15 protein-coding genes are annotated in these 17,328 nt (G+C 67.7%); 9 read left to right on the forward strand and 6 right to left on the reverse strand.

The window, feature by feature from the left end:
• Window positions 1–26 precede the first annotated feature (26 nt).
• The 3 genes from ROR02_RS06550 to cobS are packed head-to-tail and all read right to left on the reverse strand — an operon-like array spanning window position 27 to window position 2,157.
• Window positions 27–668, reverse strand: coding sequence for a bifunctional adenosylcobinamide kinase/adenosylcobinamide-phosphate guanylyltransferase (locus tag ROR02_RS06550; RefSeq protein WP_147163215.1), 642 nt, complete (start codon window positions 666–668; stop codon window positions 27–29).
• Window positions 665–1,360: a histidine phosphatase family protein gene (locus tag ROR02_RS06555; protein WP_246135433.1), complete on the reverse strand. Its 696-nt coding sequence runs from the start codon at window positions 1,358–1,360 to the stop codon at window positions 665–667. The genes ROR02_RS06550 and ROR02_RS06555 overlap by 4 nt, the downstream gene beginning before the upstream one ends.
• Window positions 1,357–2,157 (reverse strand): adenosylcobinamide-GDP ribazoletransferase, encoded by an 801-nt coding sequence (gene cobS / locus ROR02_RS06560; protein WP_218032774.1) that lies wholly within the window; start codon window positions 2,155–2,157, stop codon window positions 1,357–1,359. Before cobS ends, ROR02_RS06555 begins: the two co-directional genes overlap by 4 nt.
• A gap of 137 nt (window positions 2,158–2,294) precedes the next feature.
• On the opposite strand from cobS, the gene cobT reads away from it, so the two are divergent.
• The 8 genes from cobT (at window position 2,295) to ROR02_RS06600 (ending at window position 13,044) form a co-directional block, all read left to right on the forward strand.
• The gene (gene cobT / locus ROR02_RS06565; RefSeq protein ID WP_147163217.1) at window positions 2,295–3,323 is read left to right on the forward strand and encodes a nicotinate-nucleotide--dimethylbenzimidazole phosphoribosyltransferase; all 1,029 of its coding nucleotides are present in this window, start codon (window positions 2,295–2,297) and stop codon (window positions 3,321–3,323) included.
• A 122-nt stretch (window positions 3,324–3,445) separates the two neighbouring features.
• Window positions 3,446–5,116 carry a sensor domain-containing diguanylate cyclase gene (locus tag ROR02_RS06570; RefSeq protein WP_147163218.1) on the forward strand — a complete coding sequence of 557 codons (1,671 nt, stop codon included), beginning with the start codon at window positions 3,446–3,448 and terminating at the stop codon, window positions 5,114–5,116.
• Window positions 5,117–5,441: 325 nt separating this feature from the next.
• Window positions 5,442–7,397 (forward strand): methyl-accepting chemotaxis protein, encoded by a 1,956-nt coding sequence (locus ROR02_RS06575; protein ID WP_147163219.1) that lies wholly within the window; start codon window positions 5,442–5,444, stop codon window positions 7,395–7,397.
• 173 nt (window positions 7,398–7,570) lie between these two features.
• A complete protein-coding gene (gene cysD, locus ROR02_RS06580) occupies window positions 7,571–8,464 on the forward strand; it encodes a sulfate adenylyltransferase subunit CysD (RefSeq protein ID WP_246135434.1) in 894 nt (297 codons plus the stop codon).
• Window positions 8,464–10,371 (forward strand): adenylyl-sulfate kinase, encoded by a 1,908-nt coding sequence (gene cysC, locus ROR02_RS06585; protein ID WP_147163221.1) that lies wholly within the window; start codon window positions 8,464–8,466, stop codon window positions 10,369–10,371. The genes cysD and cysC overlap by 1 nt, the downstream gene beginning before the upstream one ends.
• Before the next feature lie 122 nt (window positions 10,372–10,493).
• Window positions 10,494–11,642 (forward strand): AAA family ATPase, encoded by a 1,149-nt coding sequence (locus tag ROR02_RS06590; RefSeq protein ID WP_170244998.1) that lies wholly within the window; start codon window positions 10,494–10,496, stop codon window positions 11,640–11,642.
• Window positions 11,639–12,283, forward strand: a complete 645-nt coding sequence (locus tag ROR02_RS06595) for a DUF3226 domain-containing protein (RefSeq protein WP_147163223.1) — start codon at window positions 11,639–11,641, stop codon at window positions 12,281–12,283. The genes ROR02_RS06590 and ROR02_RS06595 overlap by 4 nt, the downstream gene beginning before the upstream one ends.
• Window positions 12,284–12,339: 56 nt before the next feature.
• On the forward strand, window positions 12,340–13,044 hold the full coding sequence (locus ROR02_RS06600) for a DJ-1/PfpI family protein (protein ID WP_147163224.1): 705 nt from the start codon (window positions 12,340–12,342) through the stop codon (window positions 13,042–13,044).
• Between the two features lie 40 nt (window positions 13,045–13,084).
• Here the strand turns inward: ROR02_RS06600 and ROR02_RS06605 are convergent, their stop codons facing one another.
• Window positions 13,085–13,363, reverse strand: a complete 279-nt coding sequence (locus ROR02_RS06605) for a hypothetical protein (RefSeq protein ID WP_147163225.1) — start codon at window positions 13,361–13,363, stop codon at window positions 13,085–13,087.
• A 480-nt stretch (window positions 13,364–13,843) separates the two neighbouring features.
• Here ROR02_RS06605 and ROR02_RS06615 point away from each other — a divergent pair, with 480 nt between their 5' ends.
• Window positions 13,844–14,422 carry a helix-turn-helix transcriptional regulator gene (locus ROR02_RS06615; protein WP_170244999.1) on the forward strand — a complete coding sequence of 193 codons (579 nt, stop codon included), beginning with the start codon at window positions 13,844–13,846 and terminating at the stop codon, window positions 14,420–14,422.
• A 133-nt stretch (window positions 14,423–14,555) separates the two neighbouring features.
• Here the strand turns inward: ROR02_RS06615 and ROR02_RS06620 are convergent, their stop codons facing one another.
• On the reverse strand, window positions 14,556–16,436 hold the full coding sequence (locus ROR02_RS06620; protein WP_147163228.1) for an extracellular solute-binding protein: 1,881 nt from the start codon (window positions 16,434–16,436) through the stop codon (window positions 14,556–14,558).
• A 54-nt stretch (window positions 16,437–16,490) separates the two neighbouring features.
• Window positions 16,491–17,276 (reverse strand): histidinol-phosphatase, encoded by a 786-nt coding sequence (hisN, locus tag ROR02_RS06625; protein ID WP_170245000.1) that lies wholly within the window; start codon window positions 17,274–17,276, stop codon window positions 16,491–16,493.
• Between the last annotated feature and the right edge of the window lie 52 nt (window positions 17,277–17,328).

A 17,328-nucleotide genomic window follows, 5' to 3' on the forward strand; every position in this document is an offset into this window, starting at 1 on the left:
GGGAGAGCGTTGGGGGCGGCCTTGGCCTACACGGTGTCCTTCAACACCAGGGGCAGGCCGGCCACGCACAACACCGCGCGCTGGGCCCGGGCGGCCAGGCGCTGGTTGATCAGGCCCAGGGCGTCGCGGAACTGGCGGCTGAGCGGTTCCATCGGCACCAGCCCCAGCCCCACCTCGCCCGACACCACGATCACGGGCGCCGGCACCCGGGCCAGGGCGGCTTCCAGGGCATCCAGGGCTGGCCCCACGGCGGCCCCGGCGCGTCCGGCGGCCAGCGCGGCCGCCTCGGGGCTTTGGGGCACGGCGCCGTCGGGTTCGGCGGTGGCCATCATCAGGCCGCCCAGCCACAAGATCAGGCAGTCGATCAGCACCGGCCGGGTGGGGTCGGTGGCGTGGGTGGCGAGCGCGCCCGCCAGATCGGCGCCGGCCTCGATCGTGGTCCAGGCGGGGCCGCGCCGGTCCTGGTGGGCCTTCACGCGGGCGATCATTTCCGGATCCCCGTCCACGTGAACCGGCCGCGCGGTGGCGAAATACAGCGGGCGCGGGCCCGAGGCCAGGGTCAGGCGCTCGGCCAGGGTGCTCTTGCCCGAGCGCGCGCCGCCCAGAACCAGGGTCAGGGATGGCGCGGGCGCCGGGCGATCGGGATCGAAGGCAACACCCAGGCTCATGGCACGGTTTCGTTCACGCAGCGCACCGCCCAACCGTCCTCGGGGCCGCCGTGACGATCAATGCGGGTCAGCGACAAGGGATCGATCGCAAGGCGCAAGGCCGCGGGGGGCGCAAGCTCCAGGGCCTGGGCCACGGCGGCGCGAATGGTGCCGGCATGGGCCACCACCACCACGTCGCCCGAGCCCAGGCGCTCGCTCCAGGATAGCACGGCCTGGCCAACCCGCTCCATCACGCTCATGAAACTTTCGCCCCCCGGCGGCGTCTCGCGGGCCGGATCGGTCCAGAAGGTGCTGACCTGGGGGTCGGGAGGATGGGCGCCCATCAGCTCGTTCCAGGTCCGGCCTTCCCACTGGCCGAAATCCTGTTCGGTGAAGGCGGCGTCTTCCTCGGGATGGGTCAGCAGCGCCCCGGCCCCTTCCAGGGCCGAGGCGGTCTGACGGGAGCGCAGTTGCGGGCTCACCACCACGACCGCGCCCGAGGGCAGGCGGTCGGCCAGGATGATCAGCGCATCCAGGTCGGAGGTGTCACACGGCACATCGGTGCGGCCCAGGATGCGGCCACGCGGCCCGATGACGGGCGCGTGGCGCACCCACCACCAGCGCACGACCCCGGGCCGGGGCGGGTCCTGGGTGGGGAACACGCCTCGCAAGGAGGAAACGGACGCGGCGGGCGGAGCCGCGCGCCGGGTCACGACAGAGTCCCCACCCCGGCGGCAAGGACAAGAAGGGCGGCGATTTCCGCGAGCAGGCCGCACGCGCCGGCGATGTCGCCGGTGTGCCCGCCGAGGCGCCGCTGGGCCAGCCGCGAGACAGCCAGAACCGGCAGCACGGAGGCAGCCAGGGCGATCACGGCCGGGAGCAAGGGCAGGAAGATCACGGCGAGAAGGGCGGCCACGGCCCAGGCGGCGACCAGCACCGGCCGGGTGGGGGTGCCGGCGCCGGCGCCCAGGCCATCGGTGCGCGCGGGGCCCAGCAGGCCCAGCACCAAGCCACAGCCGGCGCGGCCGATGGCGGCGGCGACCAGCGGAGCGGCCAGGGCCCAGGGCGACGCGGCCAGGCCGCCCAGCGCGGCCCCGCGCAGGCCCATGGCGATGACCAGGGCCACGGCGCCATAGGCGCCCAGGCGGCTGTCGCGCATGATGGCCAGGGCGTGATCCCGGTCGCGTCCCCCGCCCAGGCCGTCGGCGGTATCGCTGAGGCCATCCTCGTGCAAGGCGCCGGTGGCCAGCACCATGGCGCCCATGGCCAGGAAGCCGGCGGCCAGCGCGGGCAGGCCCAGGCCGCTGCCGGCCACCAAGGTCACGCCGCCGATCAGACCCACCACGGCGCCGGCCACGGGGAACGCCCACACGCACCGGGCCAGGGGAGGCGCGTCGGCCCGTAGGGCGGGAGGCAGGCGGGTCAGGAAACTGACGGCACACGCCAGTTCGGCCCGGCGTTCGGAAAGCCAGGCAGGCAGGGCTTCGCGGGAAGGAAACGGGCCATTCACGGGTGCATTCCTCGGATCGATTGGATATGTGTGGGCCGGCGGCCCCTTCACGCCTTCCTGATAGCGGATCGGGCCGCCCATGGCCAGCGTCTCGCGGGTCAGCCGTTCACCTCCACATCCTGGTTCAGGACTTGTCCATGTCTCATCCGATCGAGCCGCTGCGCTCCCTTGACGACCTGCGCGCGCGGTTGCGCGCCCTGCCCGGTCCCGACGAGGCCTGTCGCGCCGCCGCCGCCGCGCGCGAGCCCACCTTGACCAAGCCGTTGCGTTCGCTGGGCCGGCTGGAGCCCCTCGCGCACTGGATCGCGGGCTGGCAGGGGCGTCATCCGCCCACCTTGAACACGCCCCGGGCCCATGTGTTCGCGGGCAACCACGGGGTGGCGCTGGAAGGGGTTTCGGCCTATCCGCCCGAGGTCACCGTGCAGATGGTGGCGAATTTCCGCCGGGGGGGCGCGGGCATCAACCAGTTGTGCAAGGCTTTCAATATCGCCCTTGAGGTCACGGAGCTGGACCTGGACCGTCCGACCCAGCCCTTCGACAAAACAGCGGCGATGACCGAGGAAGAAGTGGTCGCCGCCTTGAACGCCGGCCTGTGCGAGCCCCTGGAAGGCGTGGACTGCCTGTGCCTGGGCGAAATGGGGATCGGCAACACCACCAGCGCCGCCGCCTTGTCGATGGCGCTGTACGGGGGCGTGGCCGAGGACTGGACCGGGCCGGGCAGCGGCATCGCGGGCAGCGCCCTGGAAACCAAGATCCGCGTGGTGCGCGACGGCGTTGCCTTGCACGCGCCCATGGCCACCGATGGCCTTGACCTGCTGCGCCGCCTGGGCGGGCGCGAGCTGGCGGCCATGGCCGGCGGCATCGTCGCCGCGCGGCTGTCGCGCGTTCCCGTGATCCTGGACGGCTTCATCTTGTGCGCGGCCGCCGCGTGCCTGAAGGCCGTGGCCCCCGATGCCCTGGACCATTGCGTGCTGGGTCACGTCTCGCGCGAGCCCGGCCATCAGGCCCTGGTCGCCCGCATGGGGCTGGAGCCGTTGTTGCGCATGGACATGGCCCTGGGAGAAGCCAGCGGGGCCGCGCTCGCGGTGCCCATGCTCCGGGCCGCGTGCTTCTGTCACGCCGGCATGGCGACGTTTGCCGAGGCGGGCGTTTCCGACCGGGTCTAGCCGCCGTTTGCGCCAATTCGATTGCATCCTGCCCCGGAGCGCGAAACAATCCAGCTTCGGGGCAGGCCGCGCGCGCCGGCATCCTCGGGCGGGGCGCGGCGAGACCAGCGGGGAGGGAGGGCATGCGCCCGACGCCGTGGCGAACGTTCTGGACCGTCTACCCGCTTCTGGCCGTTTTGCCGGTGCTTGGCCTGGTGCTGGCCTACCAGTGGGAAGCCCGCACGTTCGAGCAGTCCGTGGCCCGGCGCGAAACCCTGGCCGTGACCGCCGAGGCCAACGCGGTGCGGGAAGACCTCAACCGGGTGACGGTCGATACCCTGGTCCTGACCGACCAGAACGAACTGCGCCACTACCTGGAAACGGGGGATCCGGTCTGGCTGGACGCGATGGCCGAGGAATACAAGGCTCTCGCGCGTCATGCCCGGGTTTATGACCAGGTTCGCTACCTTGATGAAACCGGCATGGAGAAGGTCCGGGTTAATTTGACCCCCGACGGCCCGGTTCAGGTTCCCGCCGACCAGCTGCAAGACAAAAGGGATCGGTATTATGTGCGCGAGGGCCTGACCCTGGCCTCGGGACGGATTTATGTTTCGCCTCTTGACCTGAACATGGAACGGGGAAACGTTGAACATCCCTTCAAGCCGATGCTGCGCTTCATTACCCCCGTGTTCGATGCGGCTGGACGGCGGCGCGGCCTGATTGTCATTAATTACCTGGCCGAGGTCCTGTTGACGCGGGTGGAAACGGCCGGCCAGGGAACCCGGGGCCGGCCCATGATGATGAACAGCGCCGGGACGTTTTTCATCGCGGCCGATACCCGGGATTTGTGGGGGGGGCTCCTGCCCGATCGTCCCGCGCGGGGGCTGCCCGACGTGTGTCCCACGGCGTGGGCGGCCATGCAGGCCGCCCCGCGTGGGCAGCTCCGAACCCCCAAGGGCCTTTTTACCTTTGAAACGGTGACGCCTTCCTTTTCGGGCCCGTCCACGGGCGAGGGGACAAACCTGTCGACCGCGCCGTTGTCCTGGATCGTCGCCACCCAGGTTCCCGAAACTCTCCTCGCCCGTCACGAGGCCGCCATGGCCACGCGCAACGGCGCGACCGGGTTCGTCTTGCTGGTCTTGCTGGGGGTGGGAACGCGCGCCGTGCTGGTGGTTCTGGATCAGCGGCGACGCCACCGCCTGCACCTGGAGCACCTAGCCCGCACCGATGCCCTGACCGGGCTCGCCAACCGGCTGACCTTCGAGGAACGCCTGGATCACGAATACGAGCGCTGCGAACGTCATGACCGTCGTTTCGCGATCGTGTACATTGATCTTGACGGGTTCAAGGCCATCAATGACAACCACGGGCATGTGATGGGCGATCATGTCTTGCAAGATGTCGCCCAGGCCCTGCGCGGCAGTTGTCGCGCCGTCGATACCCCGGCCCGTCACGGCGGGGATGAGTTCGTGGTCCTGCTGACCGAAATTCCCTCGGTGGAAACCGCCTTGCGAACCGCCGAGAAACTGCGCGAGCGCATCAGCGCCTTGCGCTGGGGCACGCTGGCGGTGGGGGCCAGCGTCGGCGTCGCGGTCTACCCCGACCACGCCACCAGCCTGGGCGCCCTGGTCCGCCTGGCCGACGCCGCCATGTATCAGTCCAAGCTGGATGGCAAGAACCGGGTGAGCGTCGCCCATCCCGGACGCGGGAGCGAACCCGACTCGCCGCCGCCTTCGGCTCCCCTCGATTTCGAATACCAGGGACCGGGCGCGGCCGCGACGCCTTCGGCCGCCGACTCTCCCGAACACCCCTAGATATCCATGTTGTTTTTATTTTGTGTTGAAGGGGAGAAATTCCAGTTCCCCTTGCTTGGGTTTGTCTTTTCGGGAAAATCGGAGCCCACTCTTCCCTGACGAACTCCCAGCCTTCCTTTTTCTTTCTCGCGACCAGAAGCAACGCGGCGTTCTTCAATCCTTTCCAACGGGAAAGGGAGGGGGCGGAAAACGGTTTCCGGCGTGTGCCTGTTTTTTGGTTGACGACTAAAAAGAGGAGATTAAAACCCAGGCAAACACGACGCTTGGATTAAGAAAGCCAACGGTCGTTTCTGTAGCGATACAAGTCTTTGACCTGGATCCTCCCATGCGCTGGCTCAAGAATCTTCCTATTCGTCTAAAGACCTTCATTCTGGTGGGCTCGACCGTTCTGGCGGTTCTGGTCATGTTCACCGTGGTCGCCATCGGGTTGTCGGTGCTCTTTGCCCGGTTCGACGACCTGAGCCAGGCCAAGGAGGTGGAGCGTCAGGCCTACGTGGCCCTGCTGCACGAACGCGAGACCTTGCTGGCCGCCGGCCACGCGTCCTTCGACGCCGACAGTGCCGCCGCGGCTTCCCTGATCGCGACCTTGGAGCGCATCGAAGCCCGCCCCGACAGTGCCATTCACCCCCAGGCCCTCGCCGCCCTCGACGCCACCGAAGCCTACCGGGCCTTGTACCAGAAGGGCGCGGTCGCCCTGGAACAGCTTGACTCCCTCAACGCCACCATGGACGAGCAAGGGGAACGGCTGACCACCACGGCCAAGGCCCTGCTGGGCGCGATCGAAGACCCGGGCCTGGCCCGCCTGGCCACGGGCGTGCTGGATTTCACCTACCGCATCCGCCTGACCGAAAAAACCTATCGCCTGACCACCGATCCCAACACCTTGAAGCGGCTGCGCGTCGATGTGTCGTCGATGATCAGCAAAATGAGCCTGATCAAGCAAATGGCCCGCGCCGACAAGGAAAAGGAGGCCCTGGCCGCGTTTGAAACGGCCGCGCGCGCCTACGAACGCGCCTCGCAGGAGTGGGGCGTGCACAACGAAAGCCTGCGCGCCACCGTGCTGCCGGCCATGGCCCGGCAGGGCCAGGAGGTGTTGCGTCTCGCGGCCACCGCCGCCGCCGAGGCCACCAGCGCCATGACCCGAATCCGCCAGATGATCCTTCAGGGCCTGGGCGGCCTGGGCGTGGTGATGGTGGGAACGGCGCTCGGCCTGGGGCTGGTGATCTCGGGGGCCCTGACCGGTCCCCTGGCCGCCCTGACCACGGCCATGACCGCCCTCGCCGACGGTGTCCTGGACCACCCCATTCCCGGCGTGGGGCGGAAGGACGAGGTGGGGCGCATGGCGCGGGCGTTGCAAGTCTTCCAGGATACCGCCCGTGCCCGCGCCGGGGCCGAGGCCCGCGAACGCGACGCCCTGGCCCAACGCGCCCGGCGTCAGACCCGCGTGGAAGAGCTGACCCAGGGGTTCGAAACCGCCATCGGCACCGTGCTGGGCACCGTGGGCGGCGCCGTCCAGACCCTGGAGGATCAGGCCCACTGCCTGACCCTAACCGCCTCCGACACCAGCCAGCGCGCCCAGGCGGTGGCCTCGGCCGCCGAGCAGGCCCGGGCCGGCGTCGAGACCATCGCCGCCGCCGGAACGGAACTGAGCGCCTCGATCGACGAACTCACCGGCCAGGTGAGCCACACCGCCGCCCTGGCCCGCACCGCCGCCCAGGACGCGAAGGCCGCCCGCGCGCGGGTTCAGGCCCTGGCCGAGTCGGCCGGGCGGGTGGGGGAAATCGTGACCCTGATCAACACCATCGCCGCGCAGACCAACCTGCTCGCGCTCAATGCCACCATCGAGGCCGCCCGGGCCGGCGACGCCGGCAAGGGCTTCGCCGTGGTGGCGAACGAAGTCAAGGCCCTGGCCACCCAGACCGCGCGCGCCACCGGCGACATCGAAACCCAGATCGTCGCCATCCAGCGCGATACCCAGGACAGTGTCCGGGCGATCGCGGCCATTGCCTCGACCATCGCCGAGGTTGACACCCTCTCGACCACCGTCACCCACGCCATCGAGGCCCAGGGCAAGGCCACGGCGGAAATCGCCGCCACCGTGGAACAGGCCGCCGCCGGCCTGGGCGAGGTCACCCGCACCATCGTCGACGTGTCGGCCGACGCCACGCAAACCGGATCGGCCGCCGACGCCGTGCTGGCCCAGGCCCAGGCCCTTGGCCTGCAAACCCGCTCCCTGGACGGGGCGGTCAATACGTTCCTGGGCGATGTCGGACGCGCATAAGGGGGATTGGACAAACGCGCGCGCCTGGGGTCAACTAGGGGGGCCTGGGCCGGCCCGCCGGCCCGTGCGCTGCTTTTGGCCGGCCCGCCGGCCCACGCGCCGTTATTCGTTTGATTCCAAGGAAGGACCGCTCCCCCATGGCAACGGCACCCGGCCGGCCGGCCCCCTTTGCCCTGACCCACCTGCAACGCCTGGAAGCCGAAAGCATCCACATCATGCGCGAGGTGGCGGCTCAGTTCCGCAAGCCGGTGATGCTCTATTCCATCGGCAAGGACAGCAGCGTCATGCTGCATCTGGCCATGAAGGCCTTCTACCCGGGCCGCCCCCCGTTTCCCTTCCTCCACGTTGACACCACCTGGAAGTTTCGCGAGATGATCGCCTTTCGCGATCAGCGCATGCGCGAGCTGGGCCTGGATCTGATCGTGCACATCAATCGAGACGGCGTGCGCCAGGGGATCGGCCCCATCACCCACGGCTCGGCCGTGCACACGGACGTGATGAAAACCCAGGCCCTGAAGCAGGCCCTCGACCAGCACGGCTTCGATGCCGCCTTTGGCGGCGCCCGGCGCGACGAGGAAAAAAGCCGCGCCAAGGAACGCATCTTCTCCTTTCGCACCCGCACCCACCGCTGGGACCCCCGCGCCCAGCGCCCCGAGCTGTGGCGCCTGTACAACGGCCGTGTCGCGCCCGGCGAAAGCATTCGCGTCTTTCCGCTTTCCAATTGGACCGAGCTGGATATCTGGCTCTACATCCACCAGGAAAACATCCCCGTCGTGCCCTTGTACTTCGCCAGGCCCCGCCCGGTGGTGGAGCGCGACGGCGCCTTGATCCTGGTTGATGACGAGCGCCTGCCCCTGGCCCCGGGCGAGGTGCCGCAAGAGCGCTGGGTGCGCTTTCGCACCCTGGGCTGCTATCCCCTGACCGGGGCCATCGAAAGCCACGCCACCACCGTGCCCGAGGTCATCCATGAAATGCTGCTGGCCCGCACCAGCGAGCGCCAGGGCCGGGTGATCGATCGCGACGGCGGTGCCTCGATGGAAGCCAAGAAGCAGGAAGGCTATTTCTGATGAGCGCCCCCGTTGCCCCCGCCGCCGCTCCCCTGACCGAGCTTCTGGGCGCCCACGAGGCCAAGTCGCTGCTGCGCGTGCTGACCTGCGGATCGGTCGATGACGGCAAATCCACCCTGATCGGGCGGTTGCTCTACGATTGCCAAGTTCTGTTCGACGATCAGGTGCTGGGCCTGGAAAACGATTCCGCCCGCTTTGGCACCACCGGCCCCGGCGCCCTTGATTTCGCGCTTCTGGTCGATGGCCTGGCCGCCGAGCGCGAACAGGGCATCACCATTGATGTGGCGTACCGGTTCTTCACCACCGGCCGGCGCAAGTTCATCGTGGCCGACACCCCGGGCCATGAACAATACACCCGCAACATGGTCACCGGGGCCTCGACCGCCGACGTGGCCGTGCTGCTGGTCGATGCCCGCCATGGTCTGCTGACCCAGACCCGGCGCCATCTGGTGCTGGTGTCCCTGATGGGGCTGCGTCACGCGGTGATCGCGGTCAACAAGATGGACCTGATCGGCTGGGACCAGGCCCGCTTCGATGCCATCGCCGCCGAGGCCCGCGCCTTTGCCGGGCGCCTGGGGCTTCATGATCTCACCTGCCTGCCGCTTTCGGCCCTGACGGGGGCCAACGTCACCCGCGCCCCCGACGAGCCCGGCGCGGCCTGGGTCACCGGCCCGACCTTGCTGGGGCACCTGGAAAGCCTGACCCCGGCCGATGATCCGGCCAACGGGCCGTTCCGCTTCCCCGTGCAGTGGGTCAACCGCCCCAACGCCGACTTCCGGGGCTTCAGCGGCCTGATCGTGGGCGGGCAGGTGGCTCCGGGGGACGCGGTGATCGTCCAGCCCTCGGGCCGGACCACCCGGGTTGCCCGCATCGTCACCGCCGACGGCGACCTGGAGCAGGCGGAAGCCGGCCAGTCCGTGACCCTGGTCCTGGCCGATGAAGTCGACGTGGCGCGGGGCGATGTGATCGCAACCGCCAGCGACCCGTGCCCGGTGAGCGACCAACTGGCGGCCAGGCTGGTGTGGATGGACGAAGCCCCCCTGCTGCCCGGGCGCGGCTACTGGCTGCGCGCCGGGCCGGCCCTGGTGGGCATGCAGGTCAGCACCTTGAAGCACCGCCTGGACGTGAACACCCTGGAGCCCCTGGCGGCGCGGGACCTGGGCCTGAACGACGTGGGATCGTGCACCCTGGCCCTGGACCGGCCGATCGCCTTCGACCCTTACGCGCACAACCGCGACATGGGGGGCGTGATCGTGATCGACCGCCAGACCAACCAGACCGTGGGCTGTGGCATGATCGACTTCGGCCTGCGCCGGGCCGACAACGTCCATTGGCAACCTACCCGCATCGACCGCGCCCAGCGCGCCACCGCCAAGGGTCAGCACCCGTGCGTTTTGTGGTTCACTGGTCTGTCGGGCGCGGGCAAGTCCACGGTGGCCGACCTGGTTGAACAACGCCTGCACGCGCAAGGCCGCCATACCATGCTGCTGGATGGCGACAACGTGCGCCACGGCCTGAACCGCGACCTGGGCTTCACCGACGCCGACCGGGTGGAAAACATCCGCCGGGTGGGCGAGGTGGCCAAGCTGATGGTCGAGGCCGGGCTGATCACCCTGGTGTCGTTCATCTCGCCGTTCCGCTCGGAACGCCGCCTGGCGCGCGGGCTGCTGGAACCGGGCCAGTTCCTGGAAATCTTCGTGGATGCCCCGCTCGCGGTGTGCGAATCCCGCGACCCCAAGGGCCTGTACCGCAAGGCCCGCGCCGGCCAGATCCCCAACTTCACGGGCATCGGCAGCCCCTACGAGCCGCCCGAGTCCCCCGATCTCCACCTCGACGCCGCCGCCCACCCCCCCGAGGCCCTGGCCGACGCCGTTGTTGCCCTGCTGCGCGAGCGGGGGCTGATCTGAACGAACGGGGGCCGGGCCCCCGCTGGGGTCGCGCCCCCGCCGGGGCGTTCGCGGGGCGCTGCCCCGCCCCCCGCCGGGGCCGGGGGCCCCGGACCCCTTTGCTCTAGGGAATGATGGGACCCATGGCAGACCAAAGCACCCACTTGACCAGCCTCGAAGTCAAAGGCTTCCGGCCGTTTCAGCACCTGGAACTGACCGACCTGGCGCGGGTCAACCTGGTGGTCGGCAAGAACAGCGTTGGCAAAACCTCGCTGCTGGAAGCCCTCGCCCTTCTGGCCACCGAAGGATCACCCCGCCAGATCCGCGACCTTTTGCACGACCGCCGGGAAATATCGATCGACAGAACCTCGGAGACCGAGGACGACCGTCTTCCTCTACTGTCTATTTATCAGCTTAACTACAATTCGCTTTTTTGGGGCCGTCCCGATCTTGCCTTGGAACAACCGTCTTTTCGGATAGAAGGAAAGGCCAAGGGATTTCCAGATCCTTATCGCCTTGATGTCTCGGCGGGTCTCTATATTGAAGAAAACGTGACCGTCGAGGGAACCGTCATCAACAGAATACGCCGGGCGTCTGATCGGACTGAGGAAGAAGAAGGCGGTTTTGTTGGCGTTGGCGTTAACTTCATGGGGCAAGAATCAGTCGTCATCCCGGATAGAACGAGCAGGTTCGTTCGCTCCCGAATCCGGAAGAGCGATTCCTTCGGTTACTTTCAGTTCGTTCCGGCTGAGGGCTTTCCTCCTTCGGAAGCCTCCCTTCTGTGGGATGGCGTGGCTCTCCGCCCCGAGGAAGAAAATGTCTACCAGGCGTTACGGCTCATTCGCCCGGACCTGGAACGCGTGGTCTTTGTGGGGGGAACATCTTCGCGAGTTGAACGCTTTGCACTGGCACGGCTCAGCGGCACCGCCACGCCGGTTCCACTGCGCAGTCTGGGCGAGGGGATCAACCATCTGTTCGGCATTGCCGCCGCCCTGGCCGCGTCGCGGGGGGGGATGCTGCTGGTGGATGAGGTCGAAAACGGTCTGCACTATTCGGTCATGGCGGACCTGTGGAAAGTGATTCTCCAGCAAAGCCGCGAATTGGATGTCCAGGTTTTCGCCACCACCCACAGCCTGGATTGTCTGCGCGGGTTCCAGGCCGCCACCCAGGGGCTTGATCCCACCGAGGCTCGCCTGATTCGCCTGGAAGGCGCCGACGGTATCGTGAAAGGTATTCCCTTCGATCCCGAGGAACTGGATCTGGTCATGCGGGGGAGGATAGAGGTGCGATGACGGACCCTAAAAACAGCCTCCTTGTTGAAGGGAATACCGACTTACACGTTTTATATAATCTATTTAAAGCGGCTCGTCTGCCGGATGGTTTTTGTAAAATAGAAGACTGTAAAAACGATGAAACGGCACTATCAACGTTTATTGTCGCTTTCAGGGGCTCGCCTTCACAAGCTGTCGGCCTGATTCTCGACGCGGATCAAGATCCCGCCAAACGCTGGAAGCAGATCAAGGACAGGGCGCGGAAGAAAGGCGGCGACGATCCCTTGCCAGAGAGTCCGGACCCCACCGGCACCGTGGTGAAGCGGCCGGGCAAACCGACCCTGGGCGTCTGGCTGATGCCCGACAACACCACCTTGGGCATGCTGGAGGATTTCCTGCTGGCCCTTGTGCCCTCCGAGCACGACCCCCTGATGGGGCACGCACGGGCCACGGTGGCCGCGCTGTCCGGGGACATGCGCCGCTTTCGTCCCCAACATGCCAGCAAGGCCGAGGTTCACACTTATCTTGCCTGGCAAAAGGAGCCGGGGACTCCCCCGGGGCTTGGTATTTCCAAGGGCTATTTCGATCCAAGCCAAGGCCCTGTTCCTGACTTTCTCGCCTGGATCGAGCGGCTGTTCGGGCCTTTTCCCCCGTCCGCGTGAACGTTTCCCGGGCTCGCGGGCGATCCGTGCTTTCCTCTTTCTCATCGAGGTCCGCCATGATCCCACGCGAACAGCATCTGGAAATCGGGTCGTTGGTGTTTGAAGGGCTGGATCAGATTGATCTGACCGGGCCTTACGAGGTGCTGGCGCGGGTGTCGAACGCGACCTACCGGCTGTACGGCAAAACCACCGACCCCGTGCGCGACATCACCGGGTTGCGCCTGATCCCGGACGCGACCCTGGCCGAGGCCCCGGCGCTGGATGTGCTGCACGTGCCGGGGGGCTTTGGCCAGGAAGCGTTGATGGACGACGAGGAGGTGCTGGAATGGATCCGGCGCCAGGCGGCCGGGGCGCTGGTGGTGTTCACCGTGTGCACGGGGGCCCTGATCTGCGGCGCGGCCGGCCTGCTGCAAGGGCGCCGGAGCACCACCCACTGGGCTGCCTTGCCTTTGCTCCCCTACTTCGGGGCCACCCCGGTGAATGAACGGGTGGTCGTGGATGGGGCCTGGATTTCGGCGGCCGGGGTGACGGCGGGCATCGACGGAGCCTTGCGGTTGGTGGCCGCGCTACGGGGCGACACCGAGGCCAAGGCCCTCCAGCTTTTCCTGGTCTACGCGCCCGAGCCGCCGTTTGACTGCGGCAGCCCCGAAACCGCGCCGCCCGAAATCCTGGCCAAGGCGCAAGGCGTGTTCGCGGCCATCACGGCGAAACGCGAAGCCACCGCCAAGCGCGTGGCCGCCCGCCTGGGGATTTCGGTTTAAGCCGCCCTGTCCCGGCGCGCCTGTCGGGCGGAAAGGGGTTTCAGGACCGCCGGCCCAGGGCCAGGGCGAGAGCGTTTTCCAGCCACGCGGGCGCGCTGCGCTGACGAATCCGGGGCAGCCACCACAAGGCGGTGAGCGCCAACCCCACCGCCACGGGCGCCAGCAGCAGCGCCCACGGCAACGATCCCCACGCCACGTTCAACCCCACGGCCACGGCCACGCCCGCGACCACCGGCGCCAGAAAAAACGCGACCACCGCCGGCAGCACGGTCAGGCGGTAGAGGAAAGCCAGCAGGGCAACACCGATCCGACGTAGCATGAGACACCTCGGGGGTTGGGGCACGGGCAAGGCCCGCACGATAGCGCGAACGGGGGCGTCCCACACCCCTTCTTGCAGGCCGGTCGTCGAAGCCAGGGTCCTTTCCAAGGCGAGGCCGTGGAGAAGGGCGCTTCGAGGCTGGTTGTCAATTGACAACTAATGGGGTTGAGCCTAGAGTTCGACAGGGCTGTGGATTTCAGGTGCAAATGGCAGCTGTGGTCTACGGTTGCTCTAGGAGGATGAAATCATGGAAAAAAATCAATTGATTCACAAGAGGCAAAACAATGGTCTCTCGTTCACGGCATCCGCACAAAGAGATCGAATCCACCCTGCGCTATGCGGAGGAAAAAGGATGGCGCGTCAAGCCGGCAGTCGGGCATGCGTTTGCCATCCTGGTCTGTCCTTGGAACGACAAGGACTGTCGATGCGGAGAGTTTTGCCAAAATTCAGTGTGGCGGACCCCCCGGAACCCCGAAGCGCATGCCCGGACCTTACGCAGAATTGTTGACCACTGCCGACACGGGGATGAAAAAGACGGAGACGACTGAAATGTACGAATTCACCCTCAGGTTTTCCTTGTCAAACGCGGATGAGGATCCGAGCGTCCATCTGGACGCCCTGTTCGAGGCCGGGTGTGACGACGCAGCGGTGGGGGTGGGGAAGCGAGGCGCGGTGGCGCTGGCTTTTGCGCGGGAGGCCGGCTCGGCGGAGGAGGCGGTGCGCTCCGCCCTTCGCCAGGTCCGGGAGGCTTTGCCCCACGCCTGTTTTATCGAGGTCAGCCCCGATCTGGTCAATCTTGCCGATGTTGCCGATCTTCTGGGGTGTTCCCGTCAGAATATTCGCAAATATGCGTCTGGCGAGATCAAGACGGTGACGGCGCCGTTTCCCGAGCCCATCCTGGGCGGGGCGACGAGTTACTGGCGCTTGTACGATGTGCTTTCATGGCTTGGGAAGCATACGCCCTGGCGTCCGCCGTCCGGGATGACGGAGCTGTCCCTTGTCGCGGCCCGGATCAACCTGGAGCACCAGCTTGATCAACTCAAGGTGGCCTCCGGGTGAACCCGGATCTGTCCGGTTCGCGAGGGGCCCGGGGAGACCTCGTCTCCCCGGGCGGGAGTGGGAGGGCGGCAGCCCTCGTTTGGGGGGGGCAGGGGGGCTTGCCGGTTGATCCCGGGCGGCCCCCCTTTTTGCGTCAGCGTCCGGCGCGGCCGGTGAGGGCGGCGGCCTTGGCGGGGTCAACCCACCAGGTATTGAACTGGATGCCGTCGTCCGGGGTTGGCGGATGGCCGAACAGGTTCCAGTAGGCCACGCGGTCGCTGCTCTGGTGCCATTGGGGAATGACCAGGAACGACCACTGCAAGACCCGGTCCAGCGCGTGCACCCGGGTCACCAGGTCGGCGCGGCTGGGGGCGGCGATGATCGATTCGATCAGGCCATCAATCGCGGGAGAGGCGATGCCCGAATAGTTGCTGCTGCCCGGGGTGTGGGCGGCGGCCTGCGACCAGAAATCCCGCTGCTCGTTGCCGGGGCTGCTCGACTGCCCCCAGCTGCCCACCATGATGTCGAAGTCGAAGTGCGTCACCCGGTTGATGTACTGGGCGGTGTCCACGGTGCGCAGGGAAAGGCGGATGCCCAGGCGTTCCAGGGTGCGGGCGAAGGGCAGCACCAGGCGTTCGAACTCGGGCTGGGCCAGCAGCACCTCTACCTCGAAAGGCTGGCCGTCGGCGTTGCGCAAGGCGCCATCCTTCACCGTCCAACCCGCTTGTCGCAGCAGGTCAAGCGCGTGGGCCAGATTGGCGCGCAGGCCGCCCTTGGCTTCGTCCACCACCGGGGGGGCATAGACTTCGGTGAACACGCGCGGTGGCAACTGGTCGCGCCACGGCTCCAGCACCGCCAGCTCGGCGGCGTCGGGCAGGCCGGTGGCGGCCAGTTCCGAGTTGTCGAAATAGCTGCGCGTGCGGGTGTACTCGCCATAAAAAAGGTTCTGGTTGGTCCATTCGAAATCGAAGGCCCAGCCCAGCGCCTCGCGCACCCGGGGATCGGCGAACAGCGGCCGGCGCAGGTTGAAAATGAACCCCTGCATGCCCTGGACCCGGTGATGGGGCAGCCGCTCCATGATAATGCGCCCGTCGCGCACGGCGGGGCCGTCGTATCCGGTCGCCCATTGGCGGGCCACGTTCTCGGCGCGGAAGTCATAGGCCCCGGCCTTGAAGGCTTCCAGCATCACGGTGGCATCGCGGTAGTAGTCATGGCGGATTTCGTCGAAGTTATAGAACCCCCGTGAAACGGGCAGGTCCTTGGCCCAGTAGTCCGGACGCCGGGCATAGGTGATGGACCGGCCGGGCTCGAAGCTGGCGATGCGATAGGGGCCGCTGATCACCGGAGGATCCAGGGTCACGGCCGAAAAGTCGCGTCCTTCCCAGTAATGCTTGGGCAGGATCGGCATCTGGCCCACGATCAGCGGCAGTTCCCGGTTTTCGGTGCCCTTGAACACAAAGCGCACCCGCTTGGGGCCCAGCACCTCCACCCGTTCCACGTCGCCATAGTACATGTTGTACATGGGGATGCCCTGGGTGCGCAGGGTCTCCAGGGAAAAGGCCACGTCGTCGGCGGTGATCGGCTCGCCGTCGCTCCACACCGCTTCCGGGCGCAGGTTGAAAATGATCCACGAGCGGTCCTCGGGCATTTCCATCGACTGGGCGATGAGCCCGTAGTGCGAAAACGGCTCGTCGGCGGCGCGCGCGGTCAGGGTATCGACCATCAGGCCCAACCCGGCGGCGGCCTCGCCCCGGATGGTGAACACATTCAAGGTGTCAAACCCGCCCATCGCCGCCAGCCGGATGGCCCCCCCCTTGGGAGCGTCGGGATTGACGTAATCAAAATGGGTGAAGTCGGCCGGGTACTTGACCGCGCCATGCATGGCCAGGCCGTGCACCGGGGTCAGGTGGGGCCCCGGATCCTGCGCGGTCCCGGCGGAAGCGTTGGAGGGCGGCGCCGGGGTGGGGTCGGTGGCCCGTGCGCCCAAGGGGCCCAGGGCCAGGGCGGCGACAAGCAGGGAAGCGACAAGGCGCATGATGGGGTCCTGAAGCCAGGAGGGGAAGGGCGGCGAAGAGGAGGGCAACCCCGGTCAGGCGGGGGCGCGCAGCAAGGCGAGCGCCTCGGTCAACGTGGCCGGGTCGCCGGCGGCCAGAACCCGGTCGCCCGAGCCAATGCCCAGCGGCTGGCCTTCCCAATCGGTCATGCAGCCCCCGGCCCCGATGAGCACGGGCGCGAGCGCCGCGTAGTCGTGCAGCTTCAGCCCGGCCTCGCAGACCAGATCGGCGTGCCCGAGCGCGACCAGGCCATAGGCGTAGCAGTCGCAGCCGTAGCGGCGCAGGTGGGCGGCACGGCGCAGGCGCTCGAAGGCGTCGGCGTCCTCGGGGCGGCGGAACAGTTCAACGGCTGTGGTGTACAAGGCCGCGCGGCCCACGTTGGGGCAGGGGCGGCAGCGGGTGGGCTCGCCGTTGAAGGTGGTGGGCAGGTCGTTGCCGCCAATCCAGCGTTCGCCCAGCACCGGCTGGTTGATGACGCCCAGCACCGGCCGGCCCTGGTAACACAGGCCGATCAGGGTTCCGAACGAGGGCATGCCGGTGACGAAGGCGCCGGTGCCGTCGATGGGGTCGAGCACCCATACGAATTCGGCGTCGGCGCGGTCGGGGCCGTATTCCTCGCCGATCACGCCGTGGTCGGGGAAGGCGCGGGTGATCATCTCGCGCATGGCCTGCTCGGCCTCGCGGTCGGCGCGGGTGACGGGCGAGGCGTCGGGCTTGTCGTCCACCACCAAGTTGGTGCGAAACAGCGGCCGGATCAACGTAGCGGACACATCGGCCAGGGCATGGGCCAGGGCGACGTAGGGAGTCACGGACAAAGTCACGGGCAAACCTCCGAGCCGACGAAAACGACAGCCGACCCTAGCCAACCCGGCC

This window comes from Pararhodospirillum oryzae (assembly GCF_007992075.1).
GTDB classification, from domain to species: domain Bacteria; phylum Pseudomonadota; class Alphaproteobacteria; order Rhodospirillales; family Rhodospirillaceae; genus Pararhodospirillum; species Pararhodospirillum oryzae.